A 15,070-nucleotide genomic window follows, 5' to 3' on the forward strand; every position below is an offset into this window, starting at 1 on the left:
ACAGCGCTTAGTTGCCCGTGGCGCGAGCATCGTTACGACCTAGCGTCGCAGATTCAACCGCTCGCGCGCCGGCTCGCGAAGGAACTTGCTTACTTCATTGATTAAAAACCAGCCGAACTTTATCGCATCTATGATTCACCACACCTGACGACTGAGATAATAATGTAGTGCGGCGTCAATTTGCCGTACTGTACCGATTTTAATATTCATGCAATTCTTGTATATTTGCCGTCTGCCGGTCTCCCATTTCGGGAAGCTTGCTCCTTTTCGAGCGCACAAAAGCGCCGGGCGATATCAGCTATTTCGAACCGCCTATCGTAATTCATCGGTTCGTAAGCGGCGGCGAGGTAGGCTCGTGCAAGATCGAGCATCTGCCCGAGCGAAGCCCTCGCGCCAGGGTACGTTAGATAGGCTTGGGTTTCAGCCTCAGAGACATCCGTTTAAGGGGTGCCAAGCAACTCATTAATTGTGAGTTTCGGCACCCCCCGGTCCGGGTCAGCGAGAAGCTGACGGCTCATTGAAGGCAAAATCAATGTGAATGGACGACCGGTTTCGGGAGGCGGCGGAAAGGGCGTGAATGTCCAAAAGTGGGTCCTCCCAGCAACTGAGCGGTCGATGACAGCATTATTCAGCGTCAGCGGCTTCCTGACAGGCGCCGCCTTCCAGTTTTCTGTCGGCCTCTCAGCGTCGGGAACCCACCCACACTCTGGCCGACGGCGCATCAACCAAGACCGGTAGGAAAACAACGGCTTGAAGCTACAGCCCAAGTTCCTCCAGCCCCGGATGATCCTCGGGCCGTGGCCCGAGCGGCCAGTGGAACAGTCGCCCCTTTTCGGAAATCGGAACGTCGTTAATGCTCGCCATCCGGCGCGCCATCAGGCCATCGAGCGTGAATTTCCAATTCTCATTGCCGTAGGAGCGATGCCACGCGCCGGCATCGTCATGCCACTCATAGGCGAAGCGCACGGCAATTCGATCGCCGTCATGCGCCCACAGGCCCTTGATAAGCCGATACTCGTGCTCGCGACGCCACTTTGCGGTTAGGAAGGTGACGATAGAATCCCGCCCCCGAAGGAAATCAGACCGGTTTCGCCACTGGCTGTCCTCGGTATAGGCGAGCGCGACCCGCGCTGGATCGCGGCTGTTCCAGCCGTCCTCGGCGGCGCGGACCTTTAGCGACGCAGTCTCATGGGTGAAGGGAGGGAGGGGCAGTCGTGGCATCGAACGGATCCTTTCAGTCAAAGGGCGTGGCAAACTCCAGACGGATCCCGCCCGGAATGAGGATCAGGAAGTGGCGCGCCGTTGATCCGGGACGGATGGCGCCCGGCGCTGCGTCGACCACGACTTCTGGATGCGCCGTCACGGCGGCCCACGCCGCTGCCAGTGCAGCATCGTCGGCGACCGAGAGCGAGAGATGATGGAGACCGATATTGGCGCGCCGGTCAAAGGCGCGGGCCGTCACGGGGTCGGCCGCGCGCCACAAGGTCAGCAGGATTGTGCCGTCCGATACGAAGATAGCAGGATAGTCGGGCACGCCGCCTACTTCATCGAATCCGAGCGTGTCGCAGAAGAAGGCGCGTGCCTGATCGAGGTTGGGCACGGTTAGCCCGACATGGTGGACGCCGCGTGTGAGTTTGCTGGTCATGATGCTGCCCGTTCAAGTTGAGCGATGTGGGCTCGAAGCACCGCAATCTCGTCAATGAGCGGCTGGGAAGTGCGGCGCACTTCCGCCTCGGTGAAACGCGGCGTGATATGCTGCGGGCAGTTCCAGTCGAACCCGACGACATCGATCAGAAAGCCACGCTCCGGCTCGGCCGCGTAGCCGGACGGCATGAGCGCTGCGATGACGGCGGGGTCTTTGCTCACGTGGGCATGGCCGATGATCTTGAGGCGCCGGCGGTTCGGATAGTCCATTAAGAACAGCGCAACCCGGTCGTCGGCCGCAATATGCGCGACGGAGAGATATTGTCGGTTGCCGCGAAAGTCGGCGAACCCGAAACAATTGCCCCCGAGGTGTCGGACGAAGCCGGTTGCCCCGCCGCGATGCTGGACATAGGGCCAGCCATCTTCGGACGTGCTCGCCAGGTAAAAGCTGTCGCGGACGGCGATGAACGCAAGTTCTTTGGCCGTAATCCGGTCGACCGTCTCCGCGCCGGCTTCCATGCGTGCGTAGGACGCTCGCGACCCCGCTGCTTCTTGCAGCGCGCGAGCGCGTGGTCCGAAAAGGGTGTGGAGATATGCCTGCGCCATGGCCACGAGGATGGCGAGTTGCCCGCGATGTGATAATTCGCAATTACTGATACGGACTATTGCGATACGGGGAATAATGGACCGCTTCGAGAGCCTTTCCGTCTTTGTCGCGGTGGCAGAGCAGCGCGGCTTCGCGGCTGCGGCGCGCGTCCTCAATCTGTCGCCTCCTGCCGTGACCCGTGCGGTCGCGGCGCTGGAGCGGCATCTGGGCGTGACGCTGTTCCACCGCTCGACGCGAGCGGTGTCCCTGACGGACGACGGGGCAAGCCTGCTTGATCGGGCGCGGCGCATACTCGCGGACATTCGCGAGGCGGAGCAGATCGCCATGGGCGGTCGCTCGGTTCCCCGGGGGCAGCTCTACGTAACTGCGCCGGTCATATTCGGGCGGCTGCATGTGTTGCCGGTCATCAGCGCGCTGCTGGCCAGCCACACCGGCCTCAACGCGCGCATGATGCTGCTCGATCGTAATGTCCGCATCGTCGAGGAGGGTGTCGATGTGGCGGTGCGGATCGGGACGCTGGCGGACAGCACGCTGCGCACCGTGACGATCGGTTCGGTCCGTCAGACCATCGTGGCAAGCCCGGGCTATCTTGCCGAACATGGCTTGCCCATCGATCATGGCGACCTGGCCCAGCATCGGTGTATCATGGGTAGTGGTGTGCGCGCCGGCACCCGATGGTCGTTTGGCGCGCGCGGCGAGAGGCTGTTGGAAATCGTCCCCCGCCTGACCGTCAACGGCATCGATGCGATCCTCGCTGCTGCGGAAGCAGGCGTCGGCCTTGCCAATGTACTGAGTTACCAGTCGGCCGCGCATATCGCGAGCGGGCGACTCATTGAGGTTTTGGCCGATCATGCTCCGTCCGCCATGCCGGTAAGCCTGCTCTATGATCCCGGTCGAGCCGCTATGCCCGCGGTCAGGGTGTTCATCGACGCGATGCGGGAACAGGGGCGGCGGGGCGTGTGGTCCTGACCGGGACCGCTGGACAAGCTATTTCGCGGCGAAGGCTCGGCAGATTTCCATTTCAGCATTCCTCCCGGTGAAGGCTCAAACGCAGGCCGGCGGCGTTCCGGCGGCGTTCGCCCATTGATCGCGGCGTCGCCGGCGCCTGAACGAACTGCAAATGTGTGGATGGGCGAGAGCGGTTCGGCAATGTCGCTTTCTGGGTCGGAGCGGTTGAAGGGCAGACGATCCGCACCTAGCCCACCTGGCGCCATTCACTTAATGCGCTGGCGTAGTCATAAGCGGACAATTGTTCATAACCGGATCCGGCGTAGGTATGTCTCTCATCGATCGGTTTGAACTCTCGGTGCCCTTGATCCAGGCGCCGATGGCAGGCGTCGCCACACCTTCGCTGGCGGCAGCGGTATCCGAGGCGGGAGCCTTGGGATCGATCGGAGTAGGCGCGACCGACGCCGCCGGCGCACGGGCGATGATCGAGGAGGTGCGCAGCAGCACGACCCGCGCGTTCAACGTCAACGTCTTCGTCCACGCTGGCCCAAAGGCCGATCTGTCGCGGGAAGCGCAATGGCTGGATTGGCTTGCCCCGCTGTTCGCCGAGTACGGCGCACAACCCCCGACGGCACTCATGACCATCTACAAGAGCTTCGCAGATGATCCCGACATGGTGGCGGTACTGCTCGACCTCGCGCCGCCAGTGGTTAGCTTCCACTTCGGGTTGCCGTCCGCCGACGTGCTCTCGGCGTTGCGAGCGCGTGGTATCTATCTCATGGCGACCGCAACCAGCCTCAACGAAGCACACGCGATCGAGGCCGCCGGGATCGATGCGGTGGTCGCGCAAGGGATCGAGGCTGGCGGGCATCGGGGTGTCTTCGACCCCATCGCGCCTGACGACGCGCTCGGCGTATTCGCGCTGACCCGGCTCCTGGTGCGCAAGAACAACCTACCAATCATCGCTGCTGGCGGGATAATGGACGGCGCCGGCATCGCCGCGGCGCTCGACCTGGGCGCATCGGCAGCGCAACTGGGAACTGCCTTTGTCGCGTGCCCGGAGTCGGCCGCAGACGATGCATACCGGGCGGCCCTCACCGGTGAGGGCGCTTACCACACCGTCCTCACTTCGCTAATTTCTGGTCGACCCGCGCGTGCGCTGGCCAACCGGTTCACGGCTCTGAGTCAGTCGGTTGATGAACGCCGACCGCCTGATTATCCTATCGCCTATGATGCGGGAAAGGCCTTGCACGCGGCTGCCAAGGCGCAAGGCGAGCACGGTTTCGGAGCGCAATGGGCGGGGCAAGGTGCGCCGCTTTCTCGTGCCATGCCGGCAGCAGCCTTGGTCAGGGTGCTGCGAGAAGAATTTGAATTGCGACGGATTAGAGGCTCGGTTGAGCGTTGCGACGTTCCTTGATCGGACTGGCCGTTTCCCCACTAGAAGCCGTATAAGCAGACCTTTCAGCGTACTGAAAGCCTCAAATCATGATGAACCAGCGCCCGAAGTTAAGAAGCAAGGTAAGGGGCGCGGGCGTCCTTTTGTTGGTCTCCGCGGCCGCTGGTCGCCTGATCGCTGCATGATCACGCTCGTCTGCTCCCAAGGTCTTTCGCATCCTAGAACTCGCTGCTTTAAAAGGCTCAAAGCCTTTCCGTTTCTCCGTGTCCACCAGCCCATGTTGGGAAAGTGTATGCGGGAAAGGGTTTAGGGAAAGCGGTTTACGATGGTGAACGGTCGCGTGGTAAGCACGGGCGGCATACCAGTGAGAGGGCAGTAATGACGGACGCCACAAACGTAATTGCCGTGGACCACACAGGCTTCGCTGTGTCTTCTTTGGACGAAGCCGTTCGGTTCTGGACGGGAGCGCTCGGTTTCACACTTGAGCGGCAATCGGAGATGGGGGGCGACTTCCTGCATCAGGTGACAGGTGTCGATGATCCGAAAGTGAGAACGGCAATCGTCAAGGCACAAGACGGCTACGTGGTCGAACTGTTGGAATATTCAAACGGGCTCCAGAACGGGACGGTGCCCAGCGGCGCGGGATCGATCGGAGCGGCCCACCTGGCTCTGACCGTAAAGGACATTCATGTCGCCATTGCCCGTGTCGAGGCAGCAGGATGGAAGGCGAAAGGTAATCCGCTGCCGATCCCAGGTGGTCCACGGAAGGGAACGTTGGTGGCCTACGTTTCAGGCCCCGATCATATCACGATAGAGCTTATGCAGCCGACAGCCCGTTAATGGGCCGGCAAAAGCTTTGCCGCCTCATCATCCTTTGAAAGCTGGCGAGTCAGCGTGCAGGGCCGAGGCTCAGCACCTTCTCTGCTGCAATACTGAATGGATGGCAGAAGTTGGGGAGCCAGAAAGAGGCCGCGAATGACCGCAAGTGGGTCTCTGTAGTTGGTATAACCCGGTTTTAGGTTTGGCAGTTCGAAGACGCTAACCACGAATGCGCTGGTTAAGTCTGAGGTCGTCAGACGCCGTCATTTGCTTCACGCAGCGAATTGTACATTTAGATCGCTGACTAGATAACGTCGACATCTCGTCCTTTCGTTTCGCGACCCAGCCACGCCACGAGCACGAGAGAGGCGGCCGTCGGTACCAGAACTAAGCCCGCTACCGTCGCCAGCGGCGGGACCGCGCCCGCGATCGCGAGCCCTTGTGCGCCCAGGCCACCGGCTTTGGAACAGGCCGCCACCCATCCCGTGGCGCGCCCCCGAATGCGCGCCGGGAAGCTCTCAGCGACGTAGGGCAACAAGATGGCGATGATGGCGTTCACGCCGACGATCAGTGCGGCGACCGGCAGTACGGGGCTGACGATGCCGGACTGCCGCTCGACCCACAATACTCCGATGAGTCCCAAGGCGAGCATCGCGATGGCCGCGACGAGCGCACCCTTGCTGCTCCAGCGGCTGTAGAGCAGCGCCGCGACGAAGATCGTGGGGACCGCGATCAGCGAGGCCTTGGCGAGCAGTCCGCTAGCCACGCCGACGCTATAACCGCGAGCGACGAGGTCGGCGGGCAGCCACAGCAATAGGCCGAAATTCGCGCAGCCCCAGGCCAGCGCGGCGATGCTGAAGGCGACGAGTGCTCCAGCGTTGCGCAGGGTCGGCCGTGCCGCAACGTCCGCCCCATCATTCGACAGCGCGTCCTGCCTCGTCACGCGCCCGCCACCGAAGCGCGCGAGCACCATCTCCGCCTCGTGCGTGCGCCCCTGAACGACCAGGAACCGTGGCGATTCCGGTATCAGCCGACCAAGAAGGATCAGCAGCAGTCCGGTCGGCAGATTGGCCAGCCACAGGATCCTCCAGCCGAAGATCGGTTGGAGGAGCGCCGACAGGCCACTGGCAGCGAAATAGCCTCCCGCCGCGCCCAGGCCGCCGATGAGCACGAGGCTCCAGCCGCGGTGTCGGTTCGGCATCATCTCCGCAAGCAGCGCATAGGTGACCGGCAGCATCCCGCCGGCGGCCGCGCCCATCATGAAACACATGGCGATGTTCCAGACGAGGCTCGGCATCGCGCCGCAGATCGACGTGCCGACGAACATCACCGCCGAGAGCAGGATCGACGCCTTGCGCCCGTATATGTCCGCAACGAAGCCCCACAGGATCGATCCCGCGACCGTCCCCGACAGCGCTGCAAACGGCACCAGCGAGGCGGTGGCACGCGACACGCCATATTCGCTCGTCATGCCCGACAGGGTGAAGCCAAGCGCGGCGGGCTTCATGACGTCGATCACCAACGCCACGATCAGTGCGCCCATCATGACCCAGTGCGATGCGCGCAACGGTGCATCCTGCAGCCCGGTGACGGTCATATGCGTCAATTGCCGCCGCAACCGCATCGCATCGCCCGGCAGCAACCCATAGGCGGCGAGGCCGGTCCCGCCGACGATCAGCGCCATGCCGATCAGCATGCCGACGTCCATCGGCATGCCGGCCATCCGGTAGCCCATGCTGCGGGCCATCAGGAACATCGGCAGATGAAGCGCGACCCCGATCGTCACCGCGATACAGCCGACCACGAAGGCCCAAAGACCCCGCCTACCGGTCACCATCGTTCGAATTCCCCCCTCGTTACCCAGCGCTTCTTTGCGCAACAGCCAGCCATCCGCGTTTGCGTTACCTGGCATTTTAGATCGCGTTACGACAGAACCTTCCCGGCCGATATCGATGTTTCACCCAAATCGATCGAGCATCTCCGTAAGCATGGGGCGGAGGCGGGCGATCTCGTCGCGGTGGACCGACGACAGGCCCGCGAGCATGGTTTCTCCCTCGGGTGTCAGGCGCAGGAGCGAGCGGCGCTTGTCGCCATCGGAATTATAGCGGACGACGAGGTTCGACGCCTCCAACCGGTCGATCAGTCCCGAGGCACTGTGCGGCTTGAGGACGAGCCGCGTCGCGACATAGCCGATCGTGATGTCGTCGACCGGCGCGGCCCGGATCGCGAGCAGCGCCTGATGCTGTTGCGGCGCAAGCCCAGCCGCCGCCGCCGCAGTCTCACTGAAGGTCGTGAACAGCCGCAGCGCATGGCGAAAATCCGCCAGTGCCTGGTAATCGGCGTCATTCAATGCGTCCGTATCACTCATCGCAATCAGCCCGTGTTGATATATATCGCACTACGATATAATAGCCTGCCTTCCTCGGAGGCGAAAGACTCTCATCATGATCGCAGCGGTACGAGCAATCGAAAACCACCAGCTCGCGGACCATAGCGCCGACCGGCGGATGCTGATGCTGGCGGCGATGGCGATCGTCGTCGGGACCGGCGGGGCGCTTGCGGCATGGATGCTCATCAAACTCATCGCGCTCGCGACCAACCTCTTCTGGTTCGGTCGACTCTCCACGCGGTCAGCCGCAATCGTCGACACGCTCGTCGGGCCGTGGATGGTCGCCATTCCCGTTATTGGCGGTCTCATCATCGGCCTGATGGCGCGCTACGGCTCCGACAAGATCCGGGGGCATGGCATACCCGAGGCGATCGAGACGATCCTGTTCGGCGAAAGCCGGATGTCGGCCAAGGTCGCTCTGCTCAAGCCGCTATCCGCCGCGGTATCTATCGGCAGTGGCGGGCCGTTCGGGGCGGAAGGGCCGATCATCATGACCGGCGGGGCGATCGGATCGCTGTTCGCGCAACGCTTCCACATGAGTGCCGCCGAGCGCAAGACACTGCTCGTCGCGGGCGCGGCGGCGGGCATGACCGCGATCTTCGGAACTCCGCTCGCGGCAATCCTGCTGGCGATCGAGGTGCTGCTGTTCGAATGGAAGCCGCGCAGTTTCGTACCGGTCGTGGTCGCCGTCCTGGTCGCGTTCGCGTGGCGGCCGGTGCTGCTCGACGGCGGTGCGATGTTCCCGTTCCCGAGCACGACCCCGTCCGGCGCCTGGCCGCTCGCGATGGCCGCGGCAGTAGGCCTCGTCACCGGCGTGCTGGCAGCGGCGCTGTCGGTCGCGCTGTATGCGGTTGAGGACGCGTTTCATCGCCTGCCGGTGCATTGGATGTGGTGGCCTGCAATCGGCGGGGTCGTCGTCGGACTTGGCGGACTGGTCGACGCGCATGTCCTGGGGGCCGGCTATCCCAATATCCAGGCGCTACTCGACGGGTCCCTCGCGGTGCGTGTCATCCTCGCGCTGCTGGTCGTAAAGGCGGTCGTCTGGCTGGTTGCCCTGGGATCGGGAACGTCGGGCGGCATCCTCGCGCCGTTGCTGATCCTTGGTGGCGCCGCGGGCGCGCTGACCGGGCAGGTCCTGCCCGGCGGTCCTGGGTTCTGGGCGATGATTGGCATGGCCGGGATCATGAGCGGGGCGATGCGCGCGCCGATCACCGGGGCGCTGTTCGCGGCCGAACTGACGCGGCATTTCGATGCCTTGCCGCTGACCATTGCAGCGGCAGCGGCGGCCTATGCGGTCAGCGTATTGCTGATGCGGCGGTCGATCCTGACCGAGAAGATCGCACGCCGCGGCCGGCATATCCTGCAGGAATATAGCGTCGATCCGCTCGACCTGATGCAGGCGGACCAGTTGATGTCACGCGCGCCCGCGACGCTGCCGGGTTCGATGACGACCGCAGACGCGGCGATTTTTTTCGCGGATCGCGCCGAACATCGGAGCTATCCGGTCGTCGACAATGCGGGTCGCATACTTGGCCTCCTGTCGCGGACCGACGCGTTGCGCTGGCGGACTATGCAACCGGGCACCGACGTATCGCTGACCGAGACCTTGTCGGACGCGTCGCTGCTCGTCGCGTATCCCGATACGCCGATCGGAGTCGTGGCCGACATGATGGTCGAATCCGGTGTCGGACGCGTGCCGATCGTCGCGCGCGATACGCGACAGGTTGTCGGCATCCTCTCGCGACAGGATCTGCTCAAGGCTCGCCGGACCCAACGGCAGTCTGAAACCGGCCGGGCCAGCGCTCGTAAAACCAGCCAGATGTCAGAACTCGCGAATGACGCGTAAGCCGACCCTTGGGCGGAACGGACCAGTCGCGCTCCGTTCGGTACCCGCGCCGATCTGCGCCGACACCTTCTGCCCGATCGCGCGGTGCAACTGCGGCATCAGCAGCCAATACCGGCTCGCCCCCGTCTGGCGGTTCACTTCGAAGCCAAGCACGGTGTCTGGACCGACGTCCCAGAACGTCGTGTGATTGACGATCAGCCCGGTACCCTTCGTGCTCTTGAGCGTCACGTCGCCCGCGCCGACCATCGTCATCGTACTCAGTCGCTCGCCGAAGCGGTTGCCGAGCAGGTACAACAGGCTGCTCGACCAGCCGCCGTCGCGGCGGTTGTGGAGTCCCAGATACTGGACACCGTGGATGCTGCGGCCGCCGCGGAACGTGCCGAATGTGCCTTGCAGGCCGATCTTGTAATCGGTCGGGCGACTATTGGTGAACGGCAGTTCGATCTCGACCGCGAAGCCGTCGGCAACGGCGTATTCGACTTCCGGTGCCCATTCGACATGCCGGCCGGGGCCGCTGAGATTGACCTGCGCGAGCGCGTTGACTTCGAGTTCGCCGCGACGGGCGCCAAGCGGGCGCACCATGTCGAAGATCATCGGTTCGGGAATGGCGGGGATCGCAGCGGACGTCGCGCCCGGAATTGACGTTGGTATCGCCGATTGCGCGTCCGCGCCGGTGGCGACGACTACACCGAGGACGACCGATGCGCAGAACAGGGCGCGAATGGACATGTGAGGGTTCCGATAGACCGAGCAGATGGACACGCCCTCATCGCGTCTCCGACTTACGCGGACCTTACACGTGCGCCGCGTAGCTCATGGATGCCGAACAGCAGCATGCCGATCGCCAGCGGGATCAGGTAATAGACCACGCGATAGGCGAGCAATGCGGCGAACAGGCTTGCGCGGTCGAAATCGGGCAGGCTGACGAGCATCACCGCCTCGAACACGCCGACCCCGCCGGGCGCGTGCGTAATGAGACCGGTGACGATCGCGACGAGATACCCGAGCAGCAGGGCGGGAAAAAGCGTTGCCTCCGCACCCGGCAGCAGCACGAACAACGCGGTGGCTGCCAAAACGATGTCGACACTCGCCAGCATGATCTGAGCGAGCGCCTGCGACACGCTGGGCAGCCGTATGGAGCGGCCGAATAGGACGAGCGTCCGTCCTGCGCGACGTTTCAGTCCAACCAGAACCGCAGCGAGAATGGCAAAGCTCGACCCGCCGATCGCAGCGTGCACTGGATAGGACAGCGCTACGCCGGCGACAGCCACCGTCCCTGGCTGGACGATCAGTCCGAACCCCAGCAATAGCAGGACGCCGGACCAGAAGGTTACGCCAGTCAGAACCATGATATGCGCTACTTCGCCGATCGTCAGGCCCGCCGGCTGGTAGATCCGCAATCGCGCGGTGCCGCCGGTCAGCAGCGCGAACCCAAAATTGTGGCTGAAGACATAGCTGGTGAACGACGCGAGTGCGGCGCGCGTATAGCGGACGCGCTTCCCGACGATCCGCAGCGCGACCACGTCATATCCGGTCAGTACCCCGTAGCTGATCGCGGTCACGACAGCGGCGGCGAACAGGCGTGGCCAATTGATCCGCGACAAGGCCGTGCGGATGTCGCTCCCATTGACGCCGTCCAGCAGGTGCGACAACGCCGACACGGCGATGCCGACGATCGCGAGCATCGCCACCACGGCAACGCCGGTACGAACCGACCGCGAGGAGGTAGCGCGACGCAACCCCGACCATGCCGGACCACGCCACCGTGCGATCACCGTGGTCAGCCCGAGATCGACCGGGTCAGCGGCCTGGCAGTCGGTACGGTCTCCCCATGCTCCTGGTTCAGGAGCGCGCGATACGCGTCCATGACCATCTTCGACGCCTTGTCCCAGCTATACTCTTCGCTCGCGGCACGCGCGGCGCGCGCCATGGTCGACCGCAGATCGGAGAAGACCGCGAGGCGGCGGACGGCCGCGACCGCGCCGTCGATATCGTCGGGGGCGTAGAACATGCCCGTTCCCTTGCGCAGGAGGTTGCGGCCGCTCGGGATGTCGACGCACACGCTGGGCAGGCCCGACGCCATCGCCTCCAGCGTGACGTTTCCGAACGCTTCGGTGATGCTCGGGTTGACGAAGATGTCCGCGCTGGCGACCGCGCGGCCGAGCTCGTCGCCCGACAGGCTGCCGGTCAGCCGCGCATTCGCCAGTCGCTTCGCGAGCCAGCGGCGTTCGGGACCGTCGCCGACGATCAGCGGCCGGATCGCGACGCCCGAGGTGGTGATCCGGTCGACGATATCGGCGAACAATGCGGTGCCCTTCTCGCGAACGAGGCGGCCGAAGAAGAGGACGACCACGTCGTCGTCCTGGAAGCCGTGCGATCGCCGCCAGGCGAGATTGCGATGGCGGCCCGAGAACTGGTCGCGGTCGACGCCGCGCCCCCATAGGCGCGTGCGGTCGGCAAAGCCCTGCTCGGCGAATTCGTCCGCAATTGGCGCGGTCGGAACGAGGATCATGTCGCTGCTCCGGTAGAAGCGATCGAGGTGTCGCTCCATCGCCGGCCGGATCAGCCCTGCGCCATAAAACTGCGCATAGGTCTCGAACCGCGTATGGAGGCTGGCAACGACCGGAACATCGATCGTCCTCGCGAGCCGCTGTGCTGCGACGCCGGTCCAGTCCGGAGCGGACACATGGACGATATCGGGCCGGAATGCCTGCACGTCGCGACGCAGTTCAGCGGACAATCCCAGGCCCAGTCGATACTCGCCGCGACCCGGGATGCGCACCGACGGAACAGAAACGAGCGTTCCCGCAGGCTCGAACGCCGGCGTATCCGAGGTCGGCGAATAGACCCGGACGTCGGTGCCGCGGCGTTCGAGATACGCCACCAAGCGGTTCAGCGCCTGGTTGGCGCCGTCGCGAAGATAGTTGTAGTTGCCGGAAAACAGCGCGACCCGTCGTGGCACATCGAATATCGCCGGGGCGGAAAGCGTAGCGGGTCCCCGGAACGGGCGAAGGGTATCGAACATGGAGACACTCTGATTTTTGCTGAGGGCGCATCGTGCGACATCGATTGGGATCAAGATCTGGATCGTGGATCGACCGGGCTACGCGGCCTGGCTTACGTGAGCCTTACAGACCGATCGCCGCGTGAAGCGCCGCGCAATCGGCGCGCCCAGAGCCGGGCCGAGCGATGAGAATCCTGATCGTTGAGGACCATGCCGAGCTGGTCACGATGCTGGTCCGTCTGCTCGATACGGCGGGCTATGCGTCAGATTGCACGACCACGGCCGAGGATGCGCTGATCGTGCTGTCCTACACGCGCTACGCCGTCGTTATCCTCGATCTGGGACTCCCGGATGCCGATGGGCTATCGGTCGTGCGTGCGATGCGCGAGCGGGACGATCGCACGCCGGTGATCGCCCTGACCGCACGGGCGAGCGTCGCACACCGGGTGACGGGTCTCGAAGCGGGCGCCGACGATTATCTCGCCAAGCCGTTCGCGCCCGAGGAACTGCTCGCCCGGATCCAGGCGCTGCTCCGGCGTAGCGGGACGATTGTCGATCGGACGATCGATTGCGGCAATGTAAGCTTCGATCCCGCCACGCGCGAGGTTGCGATCGGCGGCGTGCCGACGGTGCTGTCCGCGCGCGAACTGGAGGTGCTCGCCGCGCTGATCCGCCGGTCGAGCCGGGTCGTGACGAAGGCGCATATCGAGCAACTGCTGTTCGGGCTCGCTGACGATCTCGGCTCGAATGCGGTCGAGGTGTATATCCACCGGTTGCGAAGGCGGCTGACGTTGGCCGAGGCGGATGTCGAGATCGTCACCGTCCGCGGGGTGGGGTATATGATTATGGAGCGTGCCGCATGACAAGCCAGCCGCGGTCGCTGATGGCGCAGATCCTGCGGTGGCATGCGATCGCGGTGTTGATCACTGCCATCGCGGTCGCCGGCAGCGTGTACCTGTTCCTCGACACGACCGCGGCGCGGATTCAGCACCAGACGCTCCACGTCCACGCGCAAGCCTTGCGGCAGGCGCTATCGCACGACGGGACCGGCCGGCTCCGGTTGACGCAGGACAATACCAGCGCGGCGGTGTTCGCGCCCAGTGCAGGCTTCTCGTTCCGCATTCTCGATCAACGCGGCACGGTCCTGTTCCAATCGGCGTCAAAGATGGTCCTGCCGACCGCGGATATTCCGCTGGAGGACGAGGAAAGCTTCTTTCGTCGCCAGTCGCGCCGCACCTTCTATGCAGGGACGAGTAGCCCGGCTCAGGTTGGTAACGAACGGGTGTGGATCGCCGTGCTCCAGAACCTCACGCATCCGGATTATATCCTCGACGATCTGCTCGCGCAGTTCCTGCTCTACGGAATGGCGATCGTGGCGCCGCTGCTGTTGCTATTGCTCGCGATCGACGTGCTGATCATCCGCCGCGCGGTTTTGCCAGTGCGTAGGGCGTCGGCTTCGCTGGAGACCGCGGAAGGCGTGCCGCTTGATCTTCGATTGCATGACGAGCGGCTTCCTGCCGAAGTTCGCCCGCTCGCGCTAGCCGTCAACGCGCTGCTCGAACGGCTGACGTCGAGTTACCGCATGCAACGCGATTTCATCGCCGATGCCGCCCACGAGCTACGTACGCCGATCGCCGTCGCCCGGCTGCGTGTCGAGGCGGTCGACGACGCGGCGTTGCGGGCAAGGCTTTGCAGCGACCTGGACGCGCTCGGCCGGATCGTCGAGCAGGTCTTGGAACTCGCCGAGTTGGAGACCGTCGCACTGGATACCGCGGCATCGGTCGATCTCGTCCAGATCGCGACGGACGGCGTGGCATCGATCGCACCGCTGGCCTTCCGCTCGGACAAGTCGATCGCGTTGTCACCCGGTGCGGACAGCGTGATGGTCGCGGGGCACGCGGCCTGGATCGCCAAGGCGCTGGGGTGCCTGTTGGAGAATGCGGTCAAGCATAGCGGTACCAGCAGCAGGATCGACGTTTCGGTCGGCACGGACGGGACGCTGGCCGTCTGCGACGACGGCCCCGGGATCCGCGAACAGGACCATGCGGCGATCTTCCATCGGTTCTGGAAACGGGACCGTTCGGCAGGTAGCAGCGGTCTCGGCCTCGCGATCGTAGCGCAGGTTGCCGAAGCGCACGCTACGCAGGTGACACTGACATCGCACCCGGGACATACCAGGTTCGCGATCGCTTTTCGACTGCGGCCGGTTTCCTAGGAAAGACTATGCGGCAAGCGGTCGTTACTGATGGCCTATAAAAATTTGGGCCAACAATTGACACTGAATGAACGACCGAAGCTGGGAAGCGAGCAGGGCGGCCTGAGCGTCCGCTTCTCTATCGCGGCCTGAGTCAACAGGCGCAGACCACTCTCCGCCGCCGCGAGTGCGCCGGTTTGAGGAATTGGTAGGCGACGAAAAT

14 protein-coding genes are annotated in these 15,070 nt (G+C 64.0%); 6 read left to right on the forward strand and 8 right to left on the reverse strand.

Going from position 1 to position 15,070, the window contains the following annotated elements:
- Positions 1-756: 756 nt before the first annotated feature.
- Genes ASE82_RS05370 through ASE82_RS05380 form a run of 3 tightly spaced genes read right to left on the reverse strand, consistent with a single transcriptional unit; the run spans position 757 to position 2,163 of the window.
- The gene (locus ASE82_RS05370) at positions 757-1,221 is read right to left on the reverse strand and encodes a nuclear transport factor 2 family protein (RefSeq protein ID WP_056025067.1); all 465 of its coding nucleotides are present in this window, start codon (positions 1,219-1,221) and stop codon (positions 757-759) included.
- Positions 1,222-1,234: 13 nt separating this feature from the next.
- Complete coding sequence (locus tag ASE82_RS05375; protein WP_056025071.1) at positions 1,235-1,645, reverse strand: VOC family protein; 411 nt, start codon at positions 1,643-1,645, stop codon at positions 1,235-1,237.
- Positions 1,642-2,163: a pyridoxamine 5'-phosphate oxidase family protein gene (locus ASE82_RS05380; RefSeq protein WP_335337800.1), complete on the reverse strand. Its 522-nt coding sequence runs from the start codon at positions 2,161-2,163 to the stop codon at positions 1,642-1,644. Before ASE82_RS05380 ends, ASE82_RS05375 begins: the two co-directional genes overlap by 4 nt.
- Positions 2,164-2,326: 163 nt before the next feature.
- On the opposite strand from ASE82_RS05380, the gene ASE82_RS05385 reads away from it, so the two are divergent.
- The 3 genes from ASE82_RS05385 to ASE82_RS05395 all read left to right on the forward strand — a co-directional run bounded on the left by ASE82_RS05385 (position 2,327) and on the right by ASE82_RS05395 (position 5,435).
- Positions 2,327-3,220, forward strand: a complete 894-nt coding sequence (locus tag ASE82_RS05385) for a LysR family transcriptional regulator (protein ID WP_056025076.1) — start codon at positions 2,327-2,329, stop codon at positions 3,218-3,220.
- A 307-nt stretch (positions 3,221-3,527) separates the two neighbouring features.
- A complete protein-coding gene (locus ASE82_RS05390) occupies positions 3,528-4,616 on the forward strand; it encodes an NAD(P)H-dependent flavin oxidoreductase (RefSeq protein WP_056025079.1) in 1,089 nt (362 codons plus the stop codon).
- 357 nt (positions 4,617-4,973) lie between these two features.
- Positions 4,974-5,435, forward strand: a complete 462-nt coding sequence (locus ASE82_RS05395; protein WP_082441320.1) for a VOC family protein — start codon at positions 4,974-4,976, stop codon at positions 5,433-5,435.
- Between the two features lie 283 nt (positions 5,436-5,718).
- Here the strand turns inward: ASE82_RS05395 and ASE82_RS05400 are convergent, their stop codons facing one another.
- Positions 5,719-7,218, reverse strand: a complete 1,500-nt coding sequence (locus ASE82_RS05400) for an MFS transporter (RefSeq protein ID WP_235524597.1) — start codon at positions 7,216-7,218, stop codon at positions 5,719-5,721.
- Positions 7,219-7,371: 153 nt separating this feature from the next.
- The gene (locus tag ASE82_RS05405) at positions 7,372-7,782 is read right to left on the reverse strand and encodes a MarR family winged helix-turn-helix transcriptional regulator (RefSeq protein ID WP_056059962.1); all 411 of its coding nucleotides are present in this window, start codon (positions 7,780-7,782) and stop codon (positions 7,372-7,374) included.
- 76 nt (positions 7,783-7,858) lie between these two features.
- Between ASE82_RS05405 and ASE82_RS05410 the strand changes: the two genes are divergently transcribed.
- Positions 7,859-9,649, forward strand: coding sequence for a chloride channel protein (locus ASE82_RS05410; RefSeq protein ID WP_056059965.1), 1,791 nt, complete (start codon positions 7,859-7,861; stop codon positions 9,647-9,649).
- Here ASE82_RS05410 and ASE82_RS05415 read toward each other — a convergent pair.
- The 3 genes from ASE82_RS05415 to ASE82_RS05425 are packed head-to-tail and all read right to left on the reverse strand — an operon-like array spanning position 9,626 to position 12,674.
- Positions 9,626-10,378 (reverse strand): hypothetical protein, encoded by a 753-nt coding sequence (locus ASE82_RS05415; RefSeq protein ID WP_197983150.1) that lies wholly within the window; start codon positions 10,376-10,378, stop codon positions 9,626-9,628. The two genes, ASE82_RS05410 and ASE82_RS05415, sit on opposite strands and share 24 nt — an antisense overlap.
- 53 nt (positions 10,379-10,431) lie before the next feature.
- Positions 10,432-11,424, reverse strand: coding sequence for a lysylphosphatidylglycerol synthase domain-containing protein (locus ASE82_RS05420; protein ID WP_156348779.1), 993 nt, complete (start codon positions 11,422-11,424; stop codon positions 10,432-10,434).
- Between the two features lie 5 nt (positions 11,425-11,429).
- Positions 11,430-12,674 carry a glycosyltransferase family 4 protein gene (locus ASE82_RS05425; protein WP_082441321.1) on the reverse strand — a complete coding sequence of 415 codons (1,245 nt, stop codon included), beginning with the start codon at positions 12,672-12,674 and terminating at the stop codon, positions 11,430-11,432.
- 164 nt (positions 12,675-12,838) lie between these two features.
- On the opposite strand from ASE82_RS05425, the gene ASE82_RS05430 reads away from it, so the two are divergent.
- Positions 12,839-13,516: a response regulator gene (locus ASE82_RS05430; RefSeq protein WP_056059971.1), complete on the forward strand. Its 678-nt coding sequence runs from the start codon at positions 12,839-12,841 to the stop codon at positions 13,514-13,516.
- Positions 13,513-14,868 carry a sensor histidine kinase gene (locus ASE82_RS05435; RefSeq protein WP_056059973.1) on the forward strand — a complete coding sequence of 452 codons (1,356 nt, stop codon included), beginning with the start codon at positions 13,513-13,515 and terminating at the stop codon, positions 14,866-14,868. Before ASE82_RS05430 ends, ASE82_RS05435 begins: the two co-directional genes overlap by 4 nt.
- Positions 14,869-15,070: the final 202 nt, after the last annotated feature.

Origin of the sequence: Sphingomonas sp. Leaf230, assembly GCF_001421745.1 — a bacterium.
GTDB lineage: Bacteria > Pseudomonadota > Alphaproteobacteria > Sphingomonadales > Sphingomonadaceae > Sphingomonas.

Coding starts and splice junctions, on each gene's coding strand:
- ASE82_RS05370 (WP_056025067.1), bottom strand. CDS start 1,221: ATGCCACGACTGCCCCTCCCTCCCTTCACCCATGAGACTGCGTCGCTA.
- ASE82_RS05375 (WP_056025071.1), bottom strand. CDS start 1,645: ATGACCAGCAAACTCACACGCGGCGTCCACCATGTCGGGCTAACCGTG.
- ASE82_RS05380 (WP_335337800.1), bottom strand. CDS start 2,163: ATGGAAGCCGGCGCGGAGACGGTCGACCGGATTACGGCCAAAGAACTT.
- ASE82_RS05385 (WP_056025076.1), top strand. CDS start 2,327: ATGGACCGCTTCGAGAGCCTTTCCGTCTTTGTCGCGGTGGCAGAGCAG.
- ASE82_RS05390 (WP_056025079.1), top strand. CDS start 3,528: ATGTCTCTCATCGATCGGTTTGAACTCTCGGTGCCCTTGATCCAGGCG.
- ASE82_RS05395 (WP_082441320.1), top strand. CDS start 4,974: ATGACGGACGCCACAAACGTAATTGCCGTGGACCACACAGGCTTCGCT.
- ASE82_RS05405 (WP_056059962.1), bottom strand. CDS start 7,782: ATGAGTGATACGGACGCATTGAATGACGCCGATTACCAGGCACTGGCG.
- ASE82_RS05410 (WP_056059965.1), top strand. CDS start 7,859: ATGATCGCAGCGGTACGAGCAATCGAAAACCACCAGCTCGCGGACCAT.
- ASE82_RS05415 (WP_197983150.1), bottom strand. CDS start 10,378: ATGTCCATTCGCGCCCTGTTCTGCGCATCGGTCGTCCTCGGTGTAGTC.
- ASE82_RS05425 (WP_082441321.1), bottom strand. CDS start 12,674: ATGTTCGATACCCTTCGCCCGTTCCGGGGACCCGCTACGCTTTCCGCC.
- ASE82_RS05430 (WP_056059971.1), top strand. CDS start 12,839: ATGAGAATCCTGATCGTTGAGGACCATGCCGAGCTGGTCACGATGCTG.
- ASE82_RS05435 (WP_056059973.1), top strand. CDS start 13,513: ATGACAAGCCAGCCGCGGTCGCTGATGGCGCAGATCCTGCGGTGGCAT.